Here is a 22,925-nt window from a genome sequence, read left to right on the forward strand (position 1 = left end):
GATGCAAATGTACAAACCACATACCGAATGGAAAGTGCCGCTAGATAACAATAAGTTATGGAGATATATGGATTTCACTAAATTCGTGGATTTACTTATAAGTAACTCACAATTTTTTTGTAGAATTGATAAGTTTGAAGATACTTTTGAGGGACATCCTACAAAGGGTACTTTGAAGTTTGCAGAGGCTGTTGGAAATCCGTACGCTACTATAGAGTATTACGATAGTGTCGAATATTTACAAGGATTAAGAAAGCTTTATTATATAAATTGTTGGCATCAAAATGATTATGAATCGGCTGCAATGTGGAAATTGTATCTTCAAAGTAACGAAGGAATAGCAATTCAAACGAACTTTAAAAGGTTAAAAGATTCTATTATCGATAAGAGAGGTATTACTGGTGGACTTGTAAAATACGTTGATTACGATACTCATGAATATTGGGGAGATAACCTAACTGAGTATTTTGTTATGAAACGAATGTCTTTTTCACATGAAAATGAATTTCGTTTATTCTTAATTCCAGAAAGTATTCCATCAGCCGAAGACTTGAAGAATATAGAAAAAGGACCATACGGTGTTGGAACTAATGTAGAGTTTGATACAGTCCAACTTATTGAATCCGTCTATTTATCTCCAAATTCACCTGATTGGTTTTTAGATTTAGTTAAAAAAACTATAACAAAAATATTAGGTATAGAAATTCCGGTCTATCAATCTGATCTAAACAAACTTCCTTAAATAATAATTATAGTGCGGTGGATTAGTTTTTTGTTTTTTCGTCATCAATGCTTTGTTTTTCCATACTCTTAATATTTCGCAGCTGGTAAACCTATTCGCAGTCATTGGTATAATCTGCGGCAATCGATAGTGAAAACTATAGCAGTTGTGGTGCATACTTTGGGTGTATACAATGCTAGGATTACAAAAGGAAGCATTAAGTTAGTAAACAAAATGCTTCCTTTTGCTATTGCCTATTTTTCTATCTATTTTCAAATTCAAATTTGATCTTATCTTCTTCAAATTTTAATGCTGCATTGAAGCTCTTCCCTGCTTTTGACTTCATTCCCTTAATGACACTCGTTTTTCCCTTCGTACATAAATCTTTAATATGTTTTTCCGCGAGCTTTTTCCCAAGCATTTTTCCAGGGAAGGATACTTTACATCCATTAGTATTCTCAGTACAAGCATAGTAAGTTTTACGAGGAACAATACTGCCTTTTTTACAACTTGGACATATTGCGATTTCACTGTTCTTTTGAGTTTCAGCAATATTTGATTCTAAATCATCAATTTTTAATTGACCAGGAGCTTCTAGAATCAATTTATTGATAAATTTGGCAACGGTAGAGATAAAGACTTGAGGTGAACCTTCACCATTTCCAATTTTCTTGAGGTATGCTTCCCACTTTGCTGTCATAGAAGGACTTGATAAGAGATTACCTTCAATTGATTGGCAAAGGATTTCTCCTTTTTTAGTCACATCTACAATATTTTTCTTCACTTCAATGTATCCATGTCGTTTTATAGTTTCAATAATTCCACTTCGCGTAGCTTCTGTACCTAAACCTTCAATTTCTTTTAAAATCTCCATTTCCTCTTCGTTACCTATGGATTTACCGCAAGTCTTCATCATCCCGATTAATTGACCCTCTGTGTATGGCTTAGGAGGCGTTGTCATGCCTTCAATCATTTTCACGACCGCTGATACCTTTTCATGTTCTGTGAGCACTGGGATAGCTTGTAAGCTTTCCTTTTGTTTATTAGAGATTTCTTTGTTGCTTTCTTGGAAGAGCTCTTTCCAACCTTTGCTTATTTCAGTATTTCCAGTAGTAATGAAATCAAGACTATTCACGTCTGTAGTAACTTTTGTTTCTTCATAAATATAATCAGAATGGAACATCCCTAACATTGTGTTTAGTATTTCGAAATATAAATTTCGTTCTTCAATAGATAATCCTTGAAGCTTTCTTTCGGTAGGGATACTTTTTGTTGGAACAATCGCATAGTGCTCTTTTACTTTAGAATTATCTACGTATCGTTTATTGGTTTTTTTTGATGCGATTGGAAACGTGGTACCGGCAACTTTTTGATAAGCTTCAACATTATCTGCAAGATATGCAAATTCATTTTCGGTTATAAATTGTGTGTCCGTTCTTGGATAAGTAACAAGCTTCTTCTCGTATAGACCTTGTACGAGTTTTAGAACATTAGCAGGACTATATTTCCATCTTTTATTAGCAACGGCTTGTAGTGTCGATAGAGCATGCAATTTAGGTGATTTAGTTCGTTTCTCTCTTTTTATTATAGATTTAACAAAACCATCATTAACTTTTTCTATACCGTGGTGCTGAAGTAATTGCTCTACAACTTCTTTTTTCTCGCTTTTAATTTTGGCTTTACCTTTATATATCCCATTTTGAGCGGTGAAGCTTCCTTCAATTTCATAAAAAGCTTTGGGAATAAAGTTTTCAATTTCTTTTTGACGTTGATAAATAAGATATACTGTCGGTGATTGTACACGTCCAATCGATAGGCTTTCACCAAATCCTTTCTGTTGAAGAAGGAGAGTGTACAGGCGACTGCCATTCATGCCGACGAGCCAATCACTAATTTGTCTTGTTTTTGCTTCATAATAAAGCAATAAATCTTTTTGATTATCCTGCAAGTTATTGAAGCCTTTTCGCACCTCGTCAGCTTCTAGGGAGTTGATCCATAGACGTTTGATCGTTTTATTCTTAGCACCTGTCATATAGTAAATAGAGTAGAAAATATTAGATCCTTCACGATCACAATCGCAGCAATTTAAAATTGTAGAAATATTAGGATCGTTAAACAATTGCTTAATAAATGCAAACTGAACTTTTTTATCTGAGGAAACTTTATATTCATAATTTGTAGGAAGGATTGGTAAAGAAGATAAGTTCCAAGATGCCCATTCTTTTCGATATTCTTTTGGCTCTTTTAACTCTACTAAGTGTCCAATTCCCCATGTAATGACTGCCCCAGATGGGAAGGTATTGCACGCGTTCAACTCAATATGAGTTTTTTGACGAGTTTTTACTGAAAAAGCCTCTGCATATGCTTTTGCTTGAGATGGTTTTTCGGCTAGAATGGCTACTTTACTCATAACTGATCACCTTTTTTATCTTTGTATTTTAGCTACCTTTTGTTGTAAGACTTTCATTTACTGTATTTAGAGATAGCCTAGTAGATTGTAGATGACTACTTTAATATATAGTCAAAAGTATAACAAACATGTATGGGATTAAGCGAATGACGAATTCAAAAACTATTCTTGTTCACTCCGAGTAAATCCCAAATGAATAACTATTTTATCATTGAAGCTATTATTGAATTACTTTTTTGTTTTTATTGGTAGAGATAGTCTTATAGACTGGTATAATAAGGATAAGTAGATTATTTCTTGTCTAATGTAGATAGAATAATAGGAGGCTATATTAACTTCAGTACATGTTTTATCAATTGTAATAAAGGAGGAATCAATCTTTGAAGAAAATTATATTAACATTAACGACTATTTTAATTGCACTTGTATTTAATGCTTGTTCATCTAGTGATTCTTTTAGAGGAAGTAAGTGGGGATCCACAGTAGATGATGTGGTTAAGCAAGAGAAATATTTAGATAATATTGAATACGAAAAATCAGTAGAAAATAATGAGCGACAGGGAGAAGTAACAGTATTAGACTACGAGAATATAATAGAATTTGATCAAGATGTGTTTTTTATTAGCTATGAATTTAAAAAAAATCTAAATGGAAAAGTCTATACTGAACCAGTGTTATTCGAAGCTACATATTATTTTGAAGATAATTCTTTTGATAATGAGATTTTTCTGAATAATATAGAGGCAAAATACGGCGAGGGTAAGAAAGTAAGTAATGCACTAGGAATTCCCGTAATAGAGTGGAATGTTGGAGACAGCCGCATTGTTTATTTTCCTGATTCTGCTACATTGAATTACGAGCATATAAGTGAGAGCTTCTAGGTAGATAAAATTGTGCTAAGCTCACCTTTAAAATATCTATTAGTAAATATTAAAAAGTAAAAGTATTAGTGTTAATCTAAGTAATAAGACTTTTCTTATAAAAAGGCTAGGACAAAACCCTGTAAAATGAAAACCGCGTAAAACCAAGTTCTATGAACCTTGGTTTTACGCGGTTTTCATTCTGATCTTTTGGTTAATTGAGCTAGTTTTTCTACTTATGTCCCAGCCTCTTTACTGCATACTACTTTTCAATAATATTTTTCTTTTAATTTTTCAAGTCGATCATGCATATCATTATATTCTCGAATTAAAAGAACTAATTCATTTTCAGAAACTTTGAAGAGTTGAATATCTTGCTCTTTTGCTGCATTAACAAAGTTATTACTAGATTCATTGTATCCCTTTACTAAATTTTGAAAATCATTATGAAACACTTGTAAATCTTGTTCATCGGGCTCATCCATTTTTCTAAGATCTATGCTGAGACTTAAAAATGGTAAAGAAAATTTGGTTCTTACGCGAACTTGGTGAATGAGAATGCACCTCATTGTTATGTATTTTAATTATTTTTCTGAAATATCATTGAGTGCGGTAAAGTACACGCTTCTCCAGCAATTTCAAACTTGCACGACCATAAGTAACCCGTTTGATGGTTTTGAGACGATTAATCTGCCCTTCCAGCCGGCCATTACTATACGGTTGTATGAAAGAATTCCGGATAGCCTGCAAATCGCTTCGAAGACGGCGTGCATAATGATGAAAGGGAGAGGTTCGGTCCAAGAGCTGGGCATTCATCCATTGTAAAAACTGGTCCTCATTTGGCTTAGAGAAGGATAGGCGAAGCACTTGTACTGATTCAACAAACTCTTTTGCCGAAGGGTAAAGAGATAGACATTGTTTAAGCAGTACTTGTTCTTCCTCATTATGTTCATCTCTCGGCTTCCAGATAATAGCGGCAAGTTTTCGCCGTGATACCGATATCTTTTTTGGAACGTTATATTTTCGCTTTTTCCTTTCTGATTGAACCAGTGAGCGCACTGCCGAATAGGTTCCTTCATAACCTTGTCCTTGAACGAGCTGATAGATGGATTTGACTGTATGGCCCGCCTGTTCTAATTGAATAACCTCCTCAGCGTAGGCGTCAATAGGTTTCGCACGGATTCTACGATCGATTGGCGGAGACTGTAAATTGACATATTTTTGGATGGTTCTCCAATCCAATTGGAATTCTCTGGAGAGTTCGGAGAGATTTTTTCCGCTTTTATGTTCCGCTTGAATCTCTAGGATTAGAGACCATTTTTGTGACTGCCGTGCAATCGCAGCTTTTTCAGAAGCTGTCAAAGGGATCGGCATTCCTTCCGCTGCTTCACTCCAGTTAATCGAAGCAGGCATATGAGACGCCAAATGTGTATCGACTTGTTTTTTGGCATTTCGAATCAAGTGCCATCGGTCATACACTTGGTTAATGGCAGGGTTCGCTCTGGAAATCGCCTGCCGGAAGGCAGTGAAACCATCTCTGCTTACCACTTGCACCGATGGAAAACGCTTCAGCCATCTGGCGACGGTTTCGGGACGGCGATCGGGTAACAAAGCCAGCGGAATTCCTTGCTGATGATCGCAGATCATCGTTCCATACGTATGTCCTTTTCGAAATGCAAAATCGTCAATTCCCAGGAAAGGGAGACACCTCAGATATGATGTCTGTCCGGTAAATTAAAGCCAATAGTGCGTCGTGGCTGATTGGCATATGGATGGCATGAGCGATCTTCTCGGCCGTGAGGCAGCTCGTGGAGAAGGCAATTTTACGAAGGATATCCTCCGCACGCTGAGTACGGCGCCGATTAGGCGACAGACCATCAAACCTTTCGGTAAAAATTTTCACCGGGCAATCCTCATATTCACAAAACCATTTCCGTGAGAGGATCAGCAATTCCGCAGGACGGCCATTGTAAGGTTCATCTTGAACCTTGCGTGTATATCGGCTATGAGATTGGTTACTGGATCGAGAACAAGTGGGGCAGCAGGAAGAGGATCGGGTACTTTCAACAATCAGTCTGGTTATTTCAGAGGCTGCTTCCACATGAAGCAATTCCATAAAAGTGTCGGGAGGCGTCCAGCTTAAAAGGTTCATCTTCAACACCTCTTTCTCTTTATTATACCAATCTAGCTTTCTGATTGTCATGTCACCAAGTTCGCGTAAGAACCGAAAATTTGTATAAATTTAGAACAATAGAATCCCTATCATTCAAATCTACATTATTCAATGATTTTTTCTGCTCCTGTATTCCATTACTGAAATCCGCTATTTTATATTCCATCTCGAAAACATAGTCGGCTGGTATATCCTCGGTAGGTATTATAAGCATAAGAAATAGAGTGATACCTATAACTAAAACAATAGTTGAAAATATTAAAATTATTTTCTTTTTCAAAGCTACAACTCCATTTAGTGTTAAATAATAAATTTGTGAATTATATATCTAAATTAAATATACAAGTTATACTATACAGATAAAAAGGCTATATAATTCTAAGGTTGGGCTATTGTTACTTTATCAAGGTACTCAATTTCCCAACCAGCTATCTTCAATTCTTCCTCATGTCCACTTATAGTCTCTTCGCTAACTGCTACACAGAGTAAATGGGAGGGGCGTGTCATTCCGACATAGGCCATCTTTAGGTTTTGTAATTTTCTTTTTGCGGTGGTTTTAATGTGCTGTCCTTTCAAATACTCAATTATTCGTTTAATATCATAGTCATAATAAAAGGTTTCCAGATAAAGTGTTGCAGTATGCGTCTCGCCTTTAACACCATGAATCGAAGAAATTGCTATGTTAACTTCTATATCATCTTCTGAAAAAGTAAAAACGTTAGTTGGTATCTGATGTTCCACCGTTACATCCTCTAAATTTGCTTGAAGAAAAACATCTAATCTATAAATGTCGCTCCAATTAAAAATCTCTTTAATTTCACAAGTAATGAAGGAAATTACTTCGTCCAATATTTCTTCGTCGTTTTGAATTTTTAAGCACCATATAGAAAGATTTAATAATAATTGATTAAAAACATCTTCATTATTTTCTTGGAGATATATCAAGAACGATCGACCTGTAAAGTATTTGTTGTTGTTTTTTTCATTCATTATTCTTAGTGCTTTTAAAAGACCTCTTAGAATTCTTGATCTATAGTAATTACTACCGTTATTTATAATTTCATCGTTATTGCCTTTTAGTAAGTAACTCTTTAAATGATTAAAATCTTGTTTCTTTTTAAGTTCTTTTTTATATGAATTTCGGTAATTGGTTATACCTGATTCATTTTCATGCTCTGCTACCCATCCAACGGCTTTAAAAATACTTTCATCATGTGTATGGAGGTTGTTTTTAATGATTAATCTCGAAAAATGTGAGAATACATTTTCTTGGTTATCTTCGTTAAAAACTAAAATACGAGGGGCTATTTCCTCAATCATCAGATTTCCAACTAATTCTTGCGGAGTAATACATATATTTTGTACAACAGATGCTATTTTACGCGAAAAACGCTTACTGTCCGATATTTGAAGAATAGATTCTTTGTTAATATCCCAACTTCCGGTGGCATTGGAGCCGTCATATATTGCTTGATTGGGATCGCCAATTCTCTGGATAATAACCGTTTCATCAAAAATCAAACCAAGTATAGCAATCTGATGTTCCATTGTATCTTGCATTTCGTCAATAAAAAGATGACGAAATCGTTTAGAAAATAGCTCTTTAAGATCAGGGTTCGCTCTGAGATATTTAAAAGCTAAGTAATATGCATCATCATAACAAAGGATACCTTCTTCCATTATATTCTCTTTCAACTTTTTTAGAGCAATATAGCTAGCGCTCTCGCGATTCTTATAAATGGGGTTTCCATACAAGCCATTTACCAAAGTAGCATCGTTTAAATTGAATCTAATCTTTGTTACATTTATGTTCATTTTTTGTATACCATATTGTAAATTCCAAGGTAAATGGTTATAAAATTCTTTACTGATAACTTCATTGTATATTTCGTTATCTATCCTGAGTGGCCTTTTTCCATAGAAATGTACATAGGCTGGGATTGCCAAGAATTGATTAACGAAAGATTGTATCGTGCTACAGTTATTTGGGTATCTAAAAAGGTTATTTCCTGATACACCTAATCTACTTTTCACTTCATCAATGGCAGTATTGGTATGAGTAAGAATACAAATACCCTTATTATTCTCAAATGAAAGTTTTGTACTTAAAATTGCTAGTTTCGCTAGTAAGGCAGTTGTTTTCCCGCTACCTGGACTCGCTAATATATCTACATTATCTAAATTTTTAATAATATTTCTTCGTTCATCGTTAAAAGATTCCCCCTCTTTTAATAATAAACTTTCCGCGTATAAAATATCATCATCCGTAAGTAGCATAATTACTCAACTCCATTTGTGACATGGTTAATTGCCAGTACAAGATACTGCAATTGCGAATCACTAATAATCTTGTGCTTAATATCTTGGTGATCCTCTTCTTTCTTTTTTTCTAAAATCTCGGCAAAGCATTGAGCGATTATTGCTTTTGATATTTTTTTTCCTAGTACTAAATCATAATAAATATAAAAAGCCTTATCTTCATTAGAAGTGCCATCTTTCTCCCATTCTTCATATATTTTGTCAATGTCCTTTGAAATTTTTTTCTCCTTTTCAGGTGTTAAACCGATGATATTACTGTTTCCTATTTTTTCTGCACTAAGAACTGCTGTTAATAATTCTTTTTGTAGTCTACCCAATGCGATATCATATTCTAATGTCCAATCAGGAGATATAAACAATTTTACATTCTGACCATCTATATTATTGCTTTTATCAGTTCTTCTTTGTTCTATAGATTTCACTTTTTCTAAATCGCTCTTTGTGTTAACTTCTGGCTCTCTCGTTTTGTAACAATCGGGCTTAATATCGTTATCGGTTATTGCTGCAACAGGAATATTTAACACTCCGAGTTCTGGATGTTGTCTTTTAAAAATCCTTGAATATCTTAAAAAAGCTGTATTGCCCACATTAACTACAGTTACACCGTACTTGGAGAAAGGTTTCTCTATTATATCTGCGATTGTCGGTAATAATAAGTTCTCAGAATCACCTTCCACCAGAATGACCCCTTGTGCAAAGAACAGGTTTGCTTTAGTCGAGTCTAAGAAGCGTTCTAAAAATAAATAGTCGCCTTTATCTAAAGTTGTGTAATTTTGTCCCATAGGAAAAGCTTTGTCATCTTTGCAGATTATTAAATTTTCTAGTCGTACTTTTGATGCAAGGTCAGTACTATGCGTAGTCATAATTAATTGAACATCGGAACTTTTTACTTCTTCCTGAAGATAATCAATCAGTCTAATTTGTGCTTGGACATGTAGATGAGCTTCAATCTCTTCGACCAGTGCCAGTTTTAAGCCTTGATATGAGTCTCTTTTTAAAAGTAACAATTCCGTTGCGATGAATAGTAAATTTTGAGAACCCAGTCCTGATTTGTTATCTGTTATTTCTAGGTTCAATCTTTCAAGTATGCTTTTCAGATTTAATCTTGCTAAAGTAAAATTTGATTGGAGTTTATTATTAATACCTCCGAACTCCTCTAAGTAGTTATTGATTTCCTCTAATAAATTCTTACCTTCTTGGTCAGGTAATGGTGCTCCGGCATGATCTATACCTTTGAAGTAACTTTGAATCTTTTCATTTGCTTCCTTAATAGTTTCAAAAATATAATGTTCTTCTTCTTTCCCTTTGAATGCATCATGACTGTTTAAGATTTGTGCTAATCGAGAATTTCTTCTGGGTGACATTTCCTTTTCAGCATCTCGTAAAGGTTTAAGGTAAGTACTTCTTAAAAGGTTTCTTGCTTCTCCACTAAGTTGTTTTCCTTCATGGTCCGGTCCTGCTTTAATATCATAATAAATAGTGTCTTTCTTTCTTTTTGCAATTAAAAATACTTTAAGATAATATTCGTATTTGCCCTGATTATTTTTCTCCATACCTAGCCACTCTAAAAAATTTTTTGCCTCGTCATTACTAAATCCTCTGAAAATGCACTCGACACGAAATTCACTAGCTCTTTTTGTTTCATCGGTTTCTCCGACAGATAGATGGAAATCCTCATACTCAATTCTAATGCTCTCGTAGCTCTGAGTATGTATGGTGTATTTTATTGCATCTACAATTGCTGTTTTTCCCGAATTGTTTTCACCAACTAAAAGGTTTAATCCAGGAGTGAAATTAAGAGCTAAGCCAGGGCTATCTTCATTTGAGGAAAATTTTCTAAAGTTCCAGATCTTTAACTCCGCTAAATACATGATTCATTGCTCCTATTCTATTAGGTATTTATATTCAATGGTAAACTATATTTAGAAAATAAGCATATTTCGTACGTAACCTTTGTTTAATTAATTGCAGACCAATATAATATCAATAAAGGGGGAATAGTGATGTTTTCAAGGGCAACGATAATGGATTTTATGTATTTATTACGGGACTTAAACTCTCACGCTGAATTAAGTACTTATGCTTTCAGATATGAATTAGATAAAATTGCAGTAGGAAATAATAAAGATGAAAGGGTGCTAGCTATTGGTAAATTTTTATTGGAAAATCCAAAAACTCCTGGAATTCTAGGTGACAATTTGACATATGAAATTGTTGAAGATGTTATTAGCAAGACGATATCAAATAATTATCATTTCGATACCGATAACAATGAATTTATTAATTATCCACAGTTAAGAAGACTTCTATTGAAAGATGGATTCGTAATAGTAGATGGTAAATTAACTAGAACATTTGACACAGATATAAACTTTAATACCAACGAAACTTTATTGGGAAAATTACTTGATGAGCATAATCTAGAAATAGCAAAAGGTCATTATAGTCAAGCGACTAATGCATTTAATCGTGGTGATTGGGCAGCTTGCAATAGTCAACTAAGGAGCTACGTCGAAGAATTGTTAAATAAATTAGCCGAAAAAATAGTTGGACAGCCTTTTTCTAGTAGTCAAATGGCTAAAGTTGAATTATCAAAAGTAGATCCTCCAATATTTTATAAAGAATTAAATGAGTGGTTAGATAATGGCCAAGGATTCTTTGAGACGTTTTGGAAACGACTTCATCCAGAGGGATCCCATCCTGGACTTTCAAATGAGGATGATTCCATATTTCGCTTAAACCTTGTGCAAATATCAACACTTGAAATCTTAAAAAGATATGATCGAAATTATTCTTGATTTAGTAAATATCATTAAAAGTTAGAACTAATAAAATGCTTCGCAATATAAAAATGTACATAAATCCTGATTGTTAATCTGGTTATGTACATTTTTATATTTACGTACATTACAAGTATTTATTAGATATCTATATAGTGCAGTGATAAGGATATTTTATGTTGATATGTACACGAGACTTTATAGAGATATGTGTACGTCACATGCATTAATCACTGTTGAAGCTGATAAAATAAATTTTTTCACCGCTTGAAACTGTGCATATTTGCCTTTCGCAATTTGAAATTCATAGCGTTCGGGTAAAATTGGTAAACTGCCAAGTGTCCACCGATTCCAGCGTGCATCATAGGCTTTAGGCTCTTTTAATTCGACAAGGTGGCCGACACCCCAGGTAATAATAGCGCCGTGCGGAAAAAGTTGACTATTGGCAAGTTCGATATGTGTTTTGTGGCGGCTTTTCACCGTGAAAGCTTCTGCATAGGCTTTTGCTTGGGATGGTTTTTCGGCTACAATAACTGGTTTCATAGGAACACCTCTTTTCTTTTTGCGATGATACAGTAGTTCTTATAGTTGAATTATCGCATATACGGAGGTGGTTTCCAAATGCATTATTAAGGCCAATTAAGAACATATATGTTCCTAACAAAGTGATTCACTGATTCTTTTAAAAATAATTCTTTAACATTTTTATTGTGCTTTTCTATAAGGTGATTAGTTGTTAAATCAATTTATATTATTTTACATTCAGCTGGTAGCCTCTGTATTAATTCTTTAAATTTACTAATAAAGTATACGCTGTTTGGATTTTTATTAAATTTCTCAACTGAAATCTCATAGATTGATATATAGTCTTTAAAATTCATCTCAAAGCCCTTTTCCGAATTCTATGCGTAAATGAATGGCATTAAGGAATCTAAAACCGACAATCGTGACATTTTGTCAGCGGATAAGTAACAATAATCTTGTTCTCCTATTTTTACAATACAAGTATCATTAGAGCATATCCCTCTTGGATTCCTCATGGTTTTCTTTCAATCGATTATTTTCATCAATCAGAATCGCGTTGGCATGGTTTTTTCTAGTTGCAAAAGTTTTTGATTTTTTAATTCAAGAACCACGTCGGCCTGATTCGCAAGGTGTTTACTGTGGGTTACGACAATGACGCATTTTCCTTGCATATGCGCACTCTGCTTTAAAACTCCAATAATATCATCCGCAGTCTCTGCATCTAAGTTACCGGTTGGCTCATCTGCTAAAATGATCGGAACGTCCGTCACTAACGCCCTTGCAATCGCCACACGCTGCTGCTGCCCGCCTGATAGTTGCAAAACATTACGTTTGATATCCGTTAAATCCAATCCAAAATCTAACAGGATCTGCTTATCAGCCCGTTTGTTGACAAGCTTCAAGTTTTCCAAAGGCGTCATGTAATCAATCAAATTATAATTTTGGAAGACTAGTGAAATTTGGTTTTTCCGGTGATGCCGATAGCCTTTCACCTTAATATCTTCTCCGGTGAATTTCACTTCGCCATATTGTGGCTCATCCAATCCGGCAAGCAACGACAATAATGTCGTTTTGCCGGATCCGGATGTACCAAGGATGGCATAAAACACACCTTTCTCGAATTCCGTGCTTACACTGTTCAATATTTTTTTATTCTTGTTGTTTTTGTATGCATATGAAACATTTTTCAGTTGTAAAATTGCCATGTTCATCTACTCCTAACTCATTTTCGAAAGTATTTCTTTCGGTTTCAACCGAATGATAAAGATGGAAGAGATACTGACTGACAGCAAGATGATCAATCCACCGATGAACCATACATACCCCATTTCAGCGAGTGTAATGGATACATCGATACCGTCCAATGTTTTTGTGAATGTACCCGAATTGGGATCCGCTCCTAGCTGCATCCCTCCAAGATCTTGCTGGGCACTCATTGCACCTACTTCACTAGCCTGCTGAACCATGCTATCCCCAATCTTTTGCGCAATCGCTTGGCCTGAGAAATAGGACAGACCGAAACTAACGACAGCTATAATTACTAATTCAACAACATATTGAGTGATGATGTTTATTTTTGAGACGCCTAATGATAGTAAGACACCTGTTTCATGAATTCTTCCATTCACCCAAAAAGCAAGAACTAACGATAAGATAATTGCGCTGATGACGATAATTCCAATCAGCATCTTATTGATGAGTTCATCCATGCTATCCAAGGAAGCTGTTAACGCCGGATAGTCATTGGAAGACTTTGTGATTTGGTAATTTGACCAATCAATCGGCAGTTTGCCTACCTTGTCAAGTATGGTGGGCAGCTCTTTCGGGTCATTTAGATAGAAGTTGACATTTTGGTAGATGGCCGACGTATCGTTATACCCTCTCAGTAACTTAACTGTTTGCATATCTGAGATGATGGCATTCTCTACTAGTTCATGCTCTGTCGTCGCCCTATCCATATTGCTTCCACTGAACATCCCTATAATTTCAAGCGCCATTTTTTCTTTTGTTACAGCTTCGTTTGGTGGAACCGAAGATAATACACTTGCCTGTACGTAAATTTTATCATGCAGTTTTAGATCGTTCAGTTCTGCAAATTCCTCATGCACTAGCACTTTCTGTGTATCTTCTTTCGTAATATGTCTTCCTTTTGAAAGCGAAAGGACTCCACTGATGAATTTATTATCTAAAGAAGAATCTGTCATTCCTTCCAAGTCGGAGAAGTTCTTATACGCTTCAAGCGACTCATTATACTGGACCCTGGGATTCGTAAGTTTCACTTTTTGTAAATCAATCAGATCAACCTCACCTAGCATACTTGCATTGACTTCTGTAATTCCGTCAATCGACTTAATCTGTTCGACTGCAGAAGCGGGTACATTCCCCAGGCCACGGCTACCAACTCCCATATTGTTCTGTAAATTATTTTCTAGCGTGAAGCTAGCATTGATCGATTGGTTGAGTTTGCTTCTCGTATCTACAGTCGCCTTTTTAATTGCAATTCCGCTAATTGTCGCAGTGGCGATTCCGAACAGAATGAGGAACATGAGCAGCGACTTGCTCTTTTTTCTTGTGACGTAATACCATGCACGTTTTATCATTGACATTCCAAATGCCTCCTTTGCTTTACAAAACATAGATTACAGATGCAATATGAAACCTATATGAATTCAAGAAAATGAAAAAAGATAGCCTGTAGAGGAATTTTCTACAAAACTATCTTGATCACTTTATTCCTATTGAGTCGGGGGGCATTCAATGATGAATTTCATCCCTATGTCAGTCGGCGTAAAAGAGTGGCGGAGATTTGTATGTGTCAAAATATCTTTTACAATGTACAGGCCTAAACCCGTTCCACCGTCTTTTCGATTCCTGCTGAAGTCTGGTCGGTAAAAAGCTTTAAAAACTTGCGCCAATACTTCCTCTGAAAGTGGCGTGCATTCATTTTCGATGGAAATCTGTCCTTCCGCAATTCGGAGTACGATTCTTTTTCCCCTAGGAGTATAGTTGACGGCATTCGCTAGAAGATTGGAGAATATTTTTCTCAAAGCATTCTTATTCATATAGATGAAGCAAGTATCTTCTATTTGTAGGGTCAATTGGATTTCTTTTGCTTTCGCCAAAATCTTATAGGAATCGACTGTCTCTAATAAAACTTCCCTGACATCTACATTCTCCTTCTGTTCTTCGTGTGAGACGGTCTGCAATTTGCTCGTATTTAATATGTTTTGCACCATTTTGGTGGAATCCATTACCATCTCTTGGGCCTGTCCCAAATAGAAATCCCTGTCCTTGTATTTACCAATTTCATATCTCATGTTCTCCAATAAAACATGTAAGGATGTTAACGGTGTTTTCAATTCATGGGAAGCAGCTCGTAAGAATTCTACTTTTTCTTTTTCCACCTCGCTGATATCATTGAGCTTTTGTTCAAGCGATTCAATCGTATTCCATAAGGTGTCATATAGAGAGTTAATGTTTTCTGCTAACATCCCGATTTCGTCTTCGCTTTCGACAAGGCAATGGCTATCCTTGATTAGTTTTTCCATATCTTTTGTGGCGGACAGGATGTTTTTGATGGGCCTTGTAATGACCGAACTGTAAATATAGGCAGCAATAAGGGAAATGATAAAGCTGATGGCTATCGAATAAGGAAGTAATTTGAAAGCCACTTGCTTCGTCTCATTTACCGGTTGAATGCTTAATAAAAGATGAAATTCATAAGGCAAATAATCTTCATTTTCAAATGTACGCTTCCCAAGGATGACTTGAGGTGACTCTGTTTCGCCTAGTTGAGCTGTATTGATTTCCACCTCTGAAGGGATTTCGAATAGCTCCTCTTCCATTCCAGGGTCGAAGAAAATATCAATAGGTGTAAACCCTTGGTATCTGTAAGCTTTATCGTTAATAAAAAGCGTAATATTCACGTTATGCTGGATCGCATATTGCTCGGCGATTTTCACGGCTTGCGCTTCATTTGTTTTCTCCAATGCGCTCATCAGCTCATTCGCCTTCACATTCACTTCTTCTTTCTTCTGTTCAAGATAAAAAGAGGGGAGCATGACATACATGAGCCCGTGGACGAGCAAGACGATAATGCTCATAATGCCCATCGTGTAGAGGAAGGTCTTCGGAAATAGTTTCAGCTTTTTCATACAGATTCCTCATATTTATATCCGACGCCTCTTACGGTTTTTATGCAGTCAAGATGAAGCTTCTTCCTAAGATTCTTAATATACACATCAATGACACGGTCTAGTGGTGCCTCCTCATAATCCCATAATTTGTCTAAAATTTGCTCGCGCGTAAGGACTTGTCCGGGATGCTCGACCAATAGCTGCAATAACTTAATTTCTTTCGGTTTGACATCGACCGCTTCCTCTTGATAGGTTGCACTAAAGCCGGAGAAATCCACTTTTCCATCCCCATATATCCATAATTCCCTGTTATAATCAGGCCTGCTTCTTCTGAGCAAGGCCTCAATCCGCTTTTCTAGCACGGCAAGGGAAAATGGTTTACTCATATAATCATCCGCTTGTTCCTCGAAGCTCATGATTTGTGTGTACTCGTCGTCCATCGCAGTTAGCATAAGTACCGAAGTCCGGCTTGAATCCCTAATCGTCTTCAGAACGTCAAAGCCGTCCGCTTTTGGAAGCATAATATCTAAAACGACTAAGTCGAAAACCGTGCGGCTAAATTCGTGAATCGCGTCTTCGCCGTCCTCTACAGCCACCACTTCATACCCTTTCACTGTGAGATATTCGGCAATGCCTTCTCGTGTCGTTTCCTCATCTTCTACTACTAAAATCCTTTTTTTCATTGTCGATTCCTCATTTCTGCTGTATTTCATCAACATGATCATACTACCAATGCATGGTTATTTCATATCAACCGATAAATATTATTTAATTTCATCTACGTTTCATATTGCCATTGTAAATTAGCAGTGTCGACAAAAAGAACTAGAGAGGAAAAAAATTATGAGAAGACAGTTTGGACTAAAAGCTCTTTTAATTGGGGGGATACTTGTACTTACCGGTTGCGGTATGACGAAGGAAAAAGTAGACCAAGAAACGATAACGGAGCTAGAAAAAGATGCAGCTGAAAATGGAAAGACGGTTGAAATAGAAGACGAAGATAAAGATAAAAGTAGAACTGAAATTCAACAGGTTGAAAATACTAAATACCAATCAATTGTATGGATTGGAGAAGCAGGAAAAAAAGAACACGGTACAGGATTTTTGATGGGCAATAATAAAATCTTGACGAATAGGCATGTCGTAGACTCTGTCGAGGAAAATAAGATGATTGTCCGTGTAAAAAATGATTCTGGTGAGACGATTGATTATAAAGTGAAAAAGGTCACGCCTTCTCAAACTGAAGAAATAGATTTGGCAATCATTGAAGTAAGTCCGACCGAGGATGGACAAACAATCGATGACAATATTGAGCATTTTGAGCTTGCTTCACTGGAGGATATAAAGAAAGTCGAAGTAGGAGATGCCGTCAACACAATCGGCTATCCAGGTGATAAAGAAGATGGAACACTATGGGATAGTAAAGGGAAAGTTTTAATGTTTTTAGGCGAAAACTACCTAGCATACGATGCCTTCATTACACATGGCAATTCGGGATCTCCTTTATTCAATGAGGATGGGAAAGTGATTGGCTTATCGAATGCGAGCAATGATGGAGCCGACGGTGAGATTATGGGTTTCGGCTTTTTGCTGACAGACGAGATATATAAATTTATTGAAATTAATAGATGATGTTCTTATATCAGCGCATAATTGGAAGAGCTTTTCGAAGGGGAGTTTGGACAAGGGATGGTTGAAAGTGTGTAGTATTGAAGAATTGACTGAAAGCCAAAACCCTATAGAACACTATTTAACAACTAGGCTGACATCAAATCATCCGAATGCACATCCTATCGAACAAGGCTATTTCTATAAAAAAGCTGTGTCTCACATTTGCTTATACACAAATAGGGACCCACAGCTTTTTTTGACCTAAAATTTTATGGCTCTGGTATCTTTTTCTTATTTATAATATCGACTAAAGGAAATTGAACGGTTACTAAGAATAACCATTTCCATTCATCTATTTAAAAGTAATGGGACTTTTTGATTTGGAGTTTATTAAATCTACGTATATAAATACTTGTACATTTAATAAAAACATAAAGAAAGAGGTTTGAAGCAACATTCTAGAAATGGTTGAGCAATCGTAGAAACTAGATGATAATAATTAAAAAAATGAATGAGAAAAAAAATGAAAATGCACATAAATCCAGATGCTAACTCTGATTATGTGCATTTTTTATTTACGTGCAATTGAAAATTTTGCGGGATATCTATGTAGTATCTTACTAAGGATAAGATTGTTTATTATGTACATATAACTTTATAGAGATATGTGTACGTCACAGGCATTGATGACAGTATTCGTTCCGCGAATCAATTTCTTCACGACCTGAAACTGCTTATATTTCCCCTGGGCTACCTGAAACTCATAACGCTCGGGTAAGATGGGCAAGCTCCCAAGCGACCAACGTTTCCAGGACGGGTTGTACGTGTGCGGTTCTTTTAATTCCACGAGATGCCCGACACCCCACGTCAAAAAAGCCCCTTCCGGAAATGTCGGGCACGGATTGATTTCCATATAGCCGTCATGTTTTCGAGAAGTGAAAGCATCGGCATACGCTTTTGCCTGGCTTGGTTTTTCGGCTAGGATTACTGGTTTCATGGGGCACCTCTTTCAGATATACAAAGATTAGTTATCCTATAATGATAGCTTATTCAGGGGCGGAGGGCTAGTCTGTAAGTATATTGTTATAGGATGCCTAGTTTTCATTGAACTCAGAAATATTTTGGAACCTAGTGCTCCCTATAAGTACTTCGATATAAAAAAATGTGCGGAATTTATTACTACAAGGAAATACAGCTAAAATAGACGTGCGGGTTATCGCATAATGTAGTGTTTGATTAATTTATTTGAAAGAGAAGCGTGGAAGTCTTCTTCAAGTAAATCATCGTAAGGGTTACTGGGGGATTTTCGTAGGTTCTATACTCCGTAGGTCTTTAACAGATAGAAAACGGGTACAATTCGGATATATGTATAGATCCGAATTGTACCCGTTCGTACGCTCAAATTATTAAATTGCCGTATGTGAGCTTGTACGTACGATAGGGTGAAAGGGTCGAACGAGTCATGAGTCTGATTCGTTTATTTATCCCTACTTTAGGTACATGATTGCAATAAATCATGCCCAGCCATTAATTTCGAACTAGATAATCAAACGCACTCAAAGCAGAAGTGGCGCCTGATCCCATTGCAATAATGATTTGTTTGTGCGCGCTATCCGAGCAGTCTCCTGCAGCAAATACGCCAGGCACGTTTGTTGCGCCGCGCTTATCGACAACAATTTCGCCGAACTTATTACGTTCAACTGAGTCACCTAGCCAGTCGGTGTTCGGTACGAGACCAATTTGAATGAAGACGCCAGCTAATTCGATATGATGTTCTTCATTTGTGGCACGGTCAATGTACGTAATTCCATTTACACTATCGGTACCTGTAATTTCTTTCGTTTGAACATTTTTCAGTACAGTGACGTTCGAAAGGCTATGAAGACGATCTTGTAAAACAGAATCGGCTTTCAACTCGGAAGCAAACTCAAGAACTGTAACATGCTTTACAATACCAGCAAGGTCAATTGCTGCTTCAATGCCAGAGTTTCCACCGCCAACGACCGCAATATCTTTGCCTTCAAACAATGGACCATCACAATGTGGGCAGTATGCGACCCCTTTATTTCTAAATTCGGCTTCGCCAGGTACACCAATGTCGCGCCAACGGGCACCTGTTGAAAGGATAACGGATTTACTCTTTAGAACAGCACCGTTTTCCAGTTCGATTTCAATTAGGTCTTTCTTTTCCAAACGTTTCGCACGCTGTAAATTCATCACGTCTACGTTGTACTCTTTCACGTGTTCTTCAAGACTTGCGGCAAGTTTTGGACCTTCAGTGCGAGTAACACTAATAAAGTTTTCAATCGTAGCCGTGTCCAAAATTTGACCACCAAAACGATCTGCTACAATACCTGTACGAATCCCTTTACGCGCCGCATAAATAGCAGCACTTGCACCTGCTGGACCTCCTCCGACGACGAGCATATCAAACGGCTCTTTATTTTCAAGTTCCGAAGCGTCTGGAGCACTCCCCATTTTGCCAAGGATTTCTTCCAGTGATATACGACCGCCTGAGAATTCTTCCCCGTTTAAAAATACCGTTGGAACAGCCATGATTTTTTTGCTTTCAACTTCTTCTTTGAATGCCGCACCATCAACCATTGTATGAGTTATGTTAGGGTTTAGGACACTCATAATGTTGAGAGCTTGGACAACTTCAGGACAGTTTTGACAGCTCAAACTTATATACGATTCAAAATGGTATTTACCTTCAACTGCTTTGATTTGATCCATCAGCTTTTGATCAACTTTTGGAGCACGTCCACTTACTTGTAATAAAGCAAGTACTAATGAAGTAAATTCATGTCCAAGTGGGACACCTGCAAAAGTGATGCCAGTATCTTCTCCGATACGATTTATACTAAAACTAGGCGTTCTTTCCAACTCAGTTCTCTCTACTTTAATGTGGGGTGACATCATTTCTAATTCATTCATTAAACCGTTCATGTCATTAGAAACTTGATCAGACCCCGTGCTAACTTTCAGAAGCACGTCATTTTCCATCATTTCGAGGTATTGAGCTAATTGTGCTTTTATATCTGGTTCTAACAAGATTAATCAAACTCCTCAATATTTTTATCTTTTAAAAAAAGCGGGGATGCCCCCGCTGTTTAAATTAAATTTTTCCTACAAGGTCTAGGCTTGGTTTAAGTGTTTTGCTGCCTTCTTCCCATTTTGCTGGGCAAACTTCGCCTGGATTGTTACGAACATATTGAGCTGCTTTTATTTTACCTACAAGAGTGCTTGCGTCACGACCGATGCCGTCAGCATTGATTTCTGCTGCTTGTACAACACCATCTGGGTCAATAATGAATGTACCGCGTTGAGCAAGACCAGCTTCTTCATCTAACACATCAAAGTTACGTGAGATCTTTTGTGATGGGTCACCAATCATAATATATCTAATGCTGCTGATTGCTTCTGAGTGATCATGCCATGCTTTATGTGTAAAGTGTGTATCTGTTGAAACAGAGTACACTTCTACGCCAAGTTCTTTTAGTGTTGCATATTGATTTTGAAGGTCTTCTAGTTCAGTTGGACAAACGAAAGTAAAGTCAGCTGGGTAGAAGCAAACAACGCTCCATTGACCTTTCAAGTTTTCATCCGTAACGTCGATAAACTCTCCGCTACCTGCATTGTAAGCTGAAGCTTTAAATGATTCTACTGTTTTACCAATTTGTGACATAAACAAATTCCTCCTAAATGATATTTATAGCTAGTTTTGGCCATATTACTAAAATCTAAACCGCATTCACTATAAAAGTTAATCGCCATCAACTAACTATAATAATTCTAATTACATAATCATTATCGTATAAGTGTAATTGATTGTCAACACTTACACTTTGAAGAGTGGATATGATTGATATGTATTGTGTATGTTGAAAGGTTTTACTATTATGATCTATCTATATTGTTATTAAAAAGGGAAGTTTGTATCCTTGGATGTAGCTACTATATTATCAATTAAAAAATCCGTTTCTCGATTGGCTCTTGTTTTACAAGTTTATTGAAAATATTCAGTACTAACCTGATTGATTATAGTTAATTGGATCGGATCTTATGGAGGGGAATTGTTTAGAAGGTAGTAGAGGAGCTAACAAAAGAGCGTACTAAAAAAGCGATTAGATCAAATGCTTTTCTAAACGTTGTAACCTTTTCATATTTCATACGACTACTAAATAGAACATATATAAAGGAGCGTGTCTTTCATGAAATTGAATAAAATTATCCCGTTTGCGCTGTCTGCATTACTTGTAGGAAGTGTAGCGGTGCCTGGAATGACTTTTGCAAAAGAGAATGTGAAGACAGAAATGACATCGGATTTAAAAGCTTTTATTAAAGTGGAAGGAACAATTGAAGATGTTGAGAAAAATGATGGCTTGACTCTTTATACACTTGATGGAAAAGAAGAACAATTCGTATTGGCTGTGAATGAAGAGACGCTCATTTACGATAATGCCGGAAAAAAGACCAAACTGAAAATAGGAGATAGCGTATCTGCGTATACAGATTCGAATAAACCAATGATCCTGATTTTTCCTCCGCAGTATACACCTGATGTAGTCATTGTGGAAAAGGATGAAGAAAGCACGGCGGTAGTTGGAATATTTGACGATGAATTGGTCGATCCATACTTGAAATTGCAGCTAAATGTAGATGATAGTTCAGATATTTCAAGTGCTTCAGGTGATCCAGTGAAGGTGGATGATTTAAAGGGGAACGACTTGCTAGTATTTTATCAAGTGACAACAAGAAGTATTCCTGCGCAGACTTCACCAGAAAAAGTTGTTTTGCTTGATGAGATAGAAGCAGTAGACGAGGATGCTACAGTTGAGCAGATTATCGAAAATGATCAGTACATGGTCGATGGTGTGAAGATGGTTCCTCTACGTCTGCTTGCCGAAAAACTTGGATATGTAGTAGACTCTACGGGTGTTGGTGCCATAGTATCAAAGGGGGCACCATCTTACACGATTACCCGTGGTCAGAAGGAATACGGCTATAATAAATCATTGATGAAGTTTGAAGTAGCGCCAGAGCTTCTTGAACCGAATAAAACGTATGTCCCAGTGGCGCTTATAGAAGAAATGATGAAGTGAATAAATAGAAAAAAGGCAGATGCCCACGGGCTTCTGCCTTTTTCGCTATTTACATGGAGTTACTAAATTTCTAAACAAAGATATTTGGCTTTCCTAGTTTTCATCATGTCGCCTATACGTCCTAGCTATTTGACGCAGCATTAGAACGAAGGTTTTTGACAGAAAATATAAACAATTTACTTAAATCTATTGACAAAGATCTCAGGGATATGTAATATAACGTTCAATAGTATATCGCAGACTAAGAGTGGAACTAGTAGAAATGTTTTGTGTCTTTGTAGAGAG

At 36.5% G+C, this 22,925-nt stretch carries 19 protein-coding genes and 1 other annotated feature (1 of these 20 cut by a window edge); of the genes, 5 read left to right on the forward strand and 14 right to left on the reverse strand.

What is annotated here, in order from left to right; translation table 11 throughout:
• Nucleotides 1-7: 7 nt before the first annotated feature.
• Nucleotides 8-742 (forward strand): DUF2971 domain-containing protein, encoded by a 735-nt coding sequence (locus tag SporoP32a_RS10340; RefSeq protein WP_085427803.1) that lies wholly within the window; start codon nt 8-10, stop codon nt 740-742.
• Nucleotides 743-983: 241 nt separating this feature from the next.
• On the opposite strand, the gene topB is transcribed toward SporoP32a_RS10340, so the two are convergent.
• The gene (gene topB / locus SporoP32a_RS10345) at nt 984-3,131 is read right to left on the reverse strand and encodes a type IA DNA topoisomerase (protein ID WP_085427804.1); all 2,148 of its coding nucleotides are present in this window, start codon (nt 3,129-3,131) and stop codon (nt 984-986) included.
• Between the two features lie 380 nt (nt 3,132-3,511).
• Between topB and SporoP32a_RS10350 the strand changes: the two genes are divergently transcribed.
• Nucleotides 3,512-4,012: a hypothetical protein gene (locus tag SporoP32a_RS10350; protein ID WP_085427805.1), complete on the forward strand. Its 501-nt coding sequence runs from the start codon at nt 3,512-3,514 to the stop codon at nt 4,010-4,012.
• Between the two features lie 248 nt (nt 4,013-4,260).
• Here the strand turns inward: SporoP32a_RS10350 and SporoP32a_RS10355 are convergent, their stop codons facing one another.
• The 5 genes from SporoP32a_RS10355 to SporoP32a_RS10380 form a co-directional block, all read right to left on the reverse strand.
• Entirely contained in the window at nt 4,261-4,476 is a 216-nt protein-coding gene (locus SporoP32a_RS10355) for a hypothetical protein (RefSeq protein WP_085427806.1), read from the reverse strand.
• A gap of 115 nt (nt 4,477-4,591) precedes the next feature.
• Nucleotides 4,592-5,638 carry a transposase gene (locus SporoP32a_RS10360; protein ID WP_085428210.1) on the reverse strand — a complete coding sequence of 349 codons (1,047 nt, stop codon included), beginning with the start codon at nt 5,636-5,638 and terminating at the stop codon, nt 4,592-4,594.
• A gap of 37 nt (nt 5,639-5,675) precedes the next feature.
• Complete coding sequence (locus tag SporoP32a_RS10365; RefSeq protein ID WP_232319511.1) at nt 5,676-6,194, reverse strand: transposase family protein; 519 nt, start codon at nt 6,192-6,194, stop codon at nt 5,676-5,678.
• 348 nt (nt 6,195-6,542) lie between these two features.
• Entirely contained in the window at nt 6,543-8,441 is a 1,899-nt protein-coding gene (locus tag SporoP32a_RS10375; protein ID WP_085427809.1) for a UvrD-helicase domain-containing protein, read from the reverse strand.
• A gap of 2 nt (nt 8,442-8,443) precedes the next feature.
• Nucleotides 8,444-10,354: an ATP-dependent nuclease gene (locus SporoP32a_RS10380; RefSeq protein ID WP_085427810.1), complete on the reverse strand. Its 1,911-nt coding sequence runs from the start codon at nt 10,352-10,354 to the stop codon at nt 8,444-8,446.
• 132 nt (nt 10,355-10,486) lie between these two features.
• On the opposite strand from SporoP32a_RS10380, the gene SporoP32a_RS10385 reads away from it, so the two are divergent.
• On the forward strand, nt 10,487-11,281 hold the full coding sequence (locus tag SporoP32a_RS10385; RefSeq protein WP_085427811.1) for a hypothetical protein: 795 nt from the start codon (nt 10,487-10,489) through the stop codon (nt 11,279-11,281).
• A 180-nt stretch (nt 11,282-11,461) separates the two neighbouring features.
• Here SporoP32a_RS10385 and SporoP32a_RS10390 read toward each other — a convergent pair whose 3' ends face one another.
• From SporoP32a_RS10390 to SporoP32a_RS10410, 5 genes are all read right to left on the reverse strand, one after another.
• Nucleotides 11,462-11,806 (reverse strand): toprim domain-containing protein, encoded by a 345-nt coding sequence (locus tag SporoP32a_RS10390; protein WP_085427812.1) that lies wholly within the window; start codon nt 11,804-11,806, stop codon nt 11,462-11,464.
• A 527-nt stretch (nt 11,807-12,333) separates the two neighbouring features.
• Complete coding sequence (locus tag SporoP32a_RS10395) at nt 12,334-12,993, reverse strand: ATP-binding cassette domain-containing protein (protein WP_085427813.1); 660 nt, start codon at nt 12,991-12,993, stop codon at nt 12,334-12,336.
• Between the two features lie 12 nt (nt 12,994-13,005).
• Nucleotides 13,006-14,394 carry an FtsX-like permease family protein gene (locus SporoP32a_RS10400; RefSeq protein ID WP_198166143.1) on the reverse strand — a complete coding sequence of 463 codons (1,389 nt, stop codon included), beginning with the start codon at nt 14,392-14,394 and terminating at the stop codon, nt 13,006-13,008.
• 129 nt (nt 14,395-14,523) lie between these two features.
• The gene (locus tag SporoP32a_RS10405) at nt 14,524-15,942 is read right to left on the reverse strand and encodes a sensor histidine kinase (protein WP_085427815.1); all 1,419 of its coding nucleotides are present in this window, start codon (nt 15,940-15,942) and stop codon (nt 14,524-14,526) included.
• Nucleotides 15,939-16,607 carry a response regulator transcription factor gene (locus SporoP32a_RS10410; RefSeq protein WP_085427816.1) on the reverse strand — a complete coding sequence of 223 codons (669 nt, stop codon included), beginning with the start codon at nt 16,605-16,607 and terminating at the stop codon, nt 15,939-15,941. The genes SporoP32a_RS10405 and SporoP32a_RS10410 overlap by 4 nt, the downstream gene beginning before the upstream one ends.
• A 160-nt stretch (nt 16,608-16,767) precedes the next feature.
• On the opposite strand from SporoP32a_RS10410, the gene SporoP32a_RS10415 reads away from it, so the two are divergent.
• On the forward strand, nt 16,768-17,556 hold the full coding sequence (locus tag SporoP32a_RS10415; RefSeq protein ID WP_085427817.1) for a S1 family peptidase: 789 nt from the start codon (nt 16,768-16,770) through the stop codon (nt 17,554-17,556).
• 634 nt (nt 17,557-18,190) lie between these two features.
• On the opposite strand, the gene SporoP32a_RS10420 is transcribed toward SporoP32a_RS10415, so the two are convergent.
• The 3 genes from SporoP32a_RS10420 to ahpC form a co-directional block, all read right to left on the reverse strand.
• Nucleotides 18,191-18,532 carry a toprim domain-containing protein gene (locus tag SporoP32a_RS10420; RefSeq protein WP_085427818.1) on the reverse strand — a complete coding sequence of 114 codons (342 nt, stop codon included), beginning with the start codon at nt 18,530-18,532 and terminating at the stop codon, nt 18,191-18,193.
• A gap of 530 nt (nt 18,533-19,062) precedes the next feature.
• The gene (ahpF, locus tag SporoP32a_RS10425) at nt 19,063-20,544 is read right to left on the reverse strand and encodes an alkyl hydroperoxide reductase subunit F (protein ID WP_420542315.1); all 1,482 of its coding nucleotides are present in this window, start codon (nt 20,542-20,544) and stop codon (nt 19,063-19,065) included.
• Nucleotides 20,545-20,653: 109 nt separating this feature from the next.
• Nucleotides 20,654-21,223 carry an alkyl hydroperoxide reductase subunit C gene (gene ahpC / locus SporoP32a_RS10430; protein WP_085427820.1) on the reverse strand — a complete coding sequence of 190 codons (570 nt, stop codon included), beginning with the start codon at nt 21,221-21,223 and terminating at the stop codon, nt 20,654-20,656.
• A gap of 526 nt (nt 21,224-21,749) precedes the next feature.
• On the opposite strand from ahpC, the gene SporoP32a_RS10435 reads away from it, so the two are divergent.
• On the forward strand, nt 21,750-22,640 hold the full coding sequence (locus SporoP32a_RS10435; protein ID WP_085427821.1) for a stalk domain-containing protein: 891 nt from the start codon (nt 21,750-21,752) through the stop codon (nt 22,638-22,640).
• A gap of 234 nt (nt 22,641-22,874) precedes the next feature.
• Nucleotides 22,875-22,925: a binding site (T-box leader), on the forward strand (it continues 188 nt past the right edge of the window).

Origin of the sequence: Sporosarcina ureae (assembly GCF_002109325.1) — a bacterium.
GTDB classification, from domain to species: domain Bacteria; phylum Bacillota; class Bacilli; order Bacillales_A; family Planococcaceae; genus Sporosarcina; species Sporosarcina ureae_C.

Bases quoted from the DNA above. Each gene is read 5' to 3' on its own strand.
- SporoP32a_RS10420 (WP_085427818.1), bottom strand. From the start codon at position 18,532: ATGAAACCAGTAATCCTAGCCGAAAAACCAAGCCAGGCAAAAGCGTAT.
- ahpC (WP_085427820.1), bottom strand. From the start codon at position 21,223: ATGTCACAAATTGGTAAAACAGTAGAATCATTTAAAGCTTCAGCTTAC.
- SporoP32a_RS10340 (WP_085427803.1), top strand. From the start codon at position 8: ATGTACAAACCACATACCGAATGGAAAGTGCCGCTAGATAACAATAAG.
- SporoP32a_RS10360 (WP_085428210.1), bottom strand. From the start codon at position 5,638: ATGATCTGCGATCATCAGCAAGGAATTCCGCTGGCTTTGTTACCCGAT.
- SporoP32a_RS10390 (WP_085427812.1), bottom strand. From the start codon at position 11,806: ATGAAACCAGTTATTGTAGCCGAAAAACCATCCCAAGCAAAAGCCTAT.
- SporoP32a_RS10355 (WP_085427806.1), bottom strand. From the start codon at position 4,476: ATGGATGAGCCCGATGAACAAGATTTACAAGTGTTTCATAATGATTTT.
- SporoP32a_RS10435 (WP_085427821.1), top strand. From the start codon at position 21,750: ATGAAATTGAATAAAATTATCCCGTTTGCGCTGTCTGCATTACTTGTA.
- SporoP32a_RS10395 (WP_085427813.1), bottom strand. From the start codon at position 12,993: ATGGCAATTTTACAACTGAAAAATGTTTCATATGCATACAAAAACAAC.
- SporoP32a_RS10415 (WP_085427817.1), top strand. From the start codon at position 16,768: ATGAGAAGACAGTTTGGACTAAAAGCTCTTTTAATTGGGGGGATACTT.
- topB (WP_085427804.1), bottom strand. From the start codon at position 3,131: ATGAGTAAAGTAGCCATTCTAGCCGAAAAACCATCTCAAGCAAAAGCA.
- SporoP32a_RS10380 (WP_085427810.1), bottom strand. From the start codon at position 10,354: ATGTATTTAGCGGAGTTAAAGATCTGGAACTTTAGAAAATTTTCCTCA.
- SporoP32a_RS10375 (WP_085427809.1), bottom strand. From the start codon at position 8,441: ATGCTACTTACGGATGATGATATTTTATACGCGGAAAGTTTATTATTA.
- SporoP32a_RS10405 (WP_085427815.1), bottom strand. From the start codon at position 15,942: ATGAAAAAGCTGAAACTATTTCCGAAGACCTTCCTCTACACGATGGGC.
- SporoP32a_RS10365 (WP_232319511.1), bottom strand. From the start codon at position 6,194: ATGACAATCAGAAAGCTAGATTGGTATAATAAAGAGAAAGAGGTGTTG.
- ahpF (WP_420542315.1), bottom strand. From the start codon at position 20,544: ATGATGGAAAATGACGTGCTTCTGAAAGTTAGCACGGGGTCTGATCAA.
- SporoP32a_RS10400 (WP_198166143.1), bottom strand. From the start codon at position 14,394: ATGTCAATGATAAAACGTGCATGGTATTACGTCACAAGAAAAAAGAGC.
- SporoP32a_RS10385 (WP_085427811.1), top strand. From the start codon at position 10,487: ATGTTTTCAAGGGCAACGATAATGGATTTTATGTATTTATTACGGGAC.
- SporoP32a_RS10410 (WP_085427816.1), bottom strand. From the start codon at position 16,607: ATGAAAAAAAGGATTTTAGTAGTAGAAGATGAGGAAACGACACGAGAA.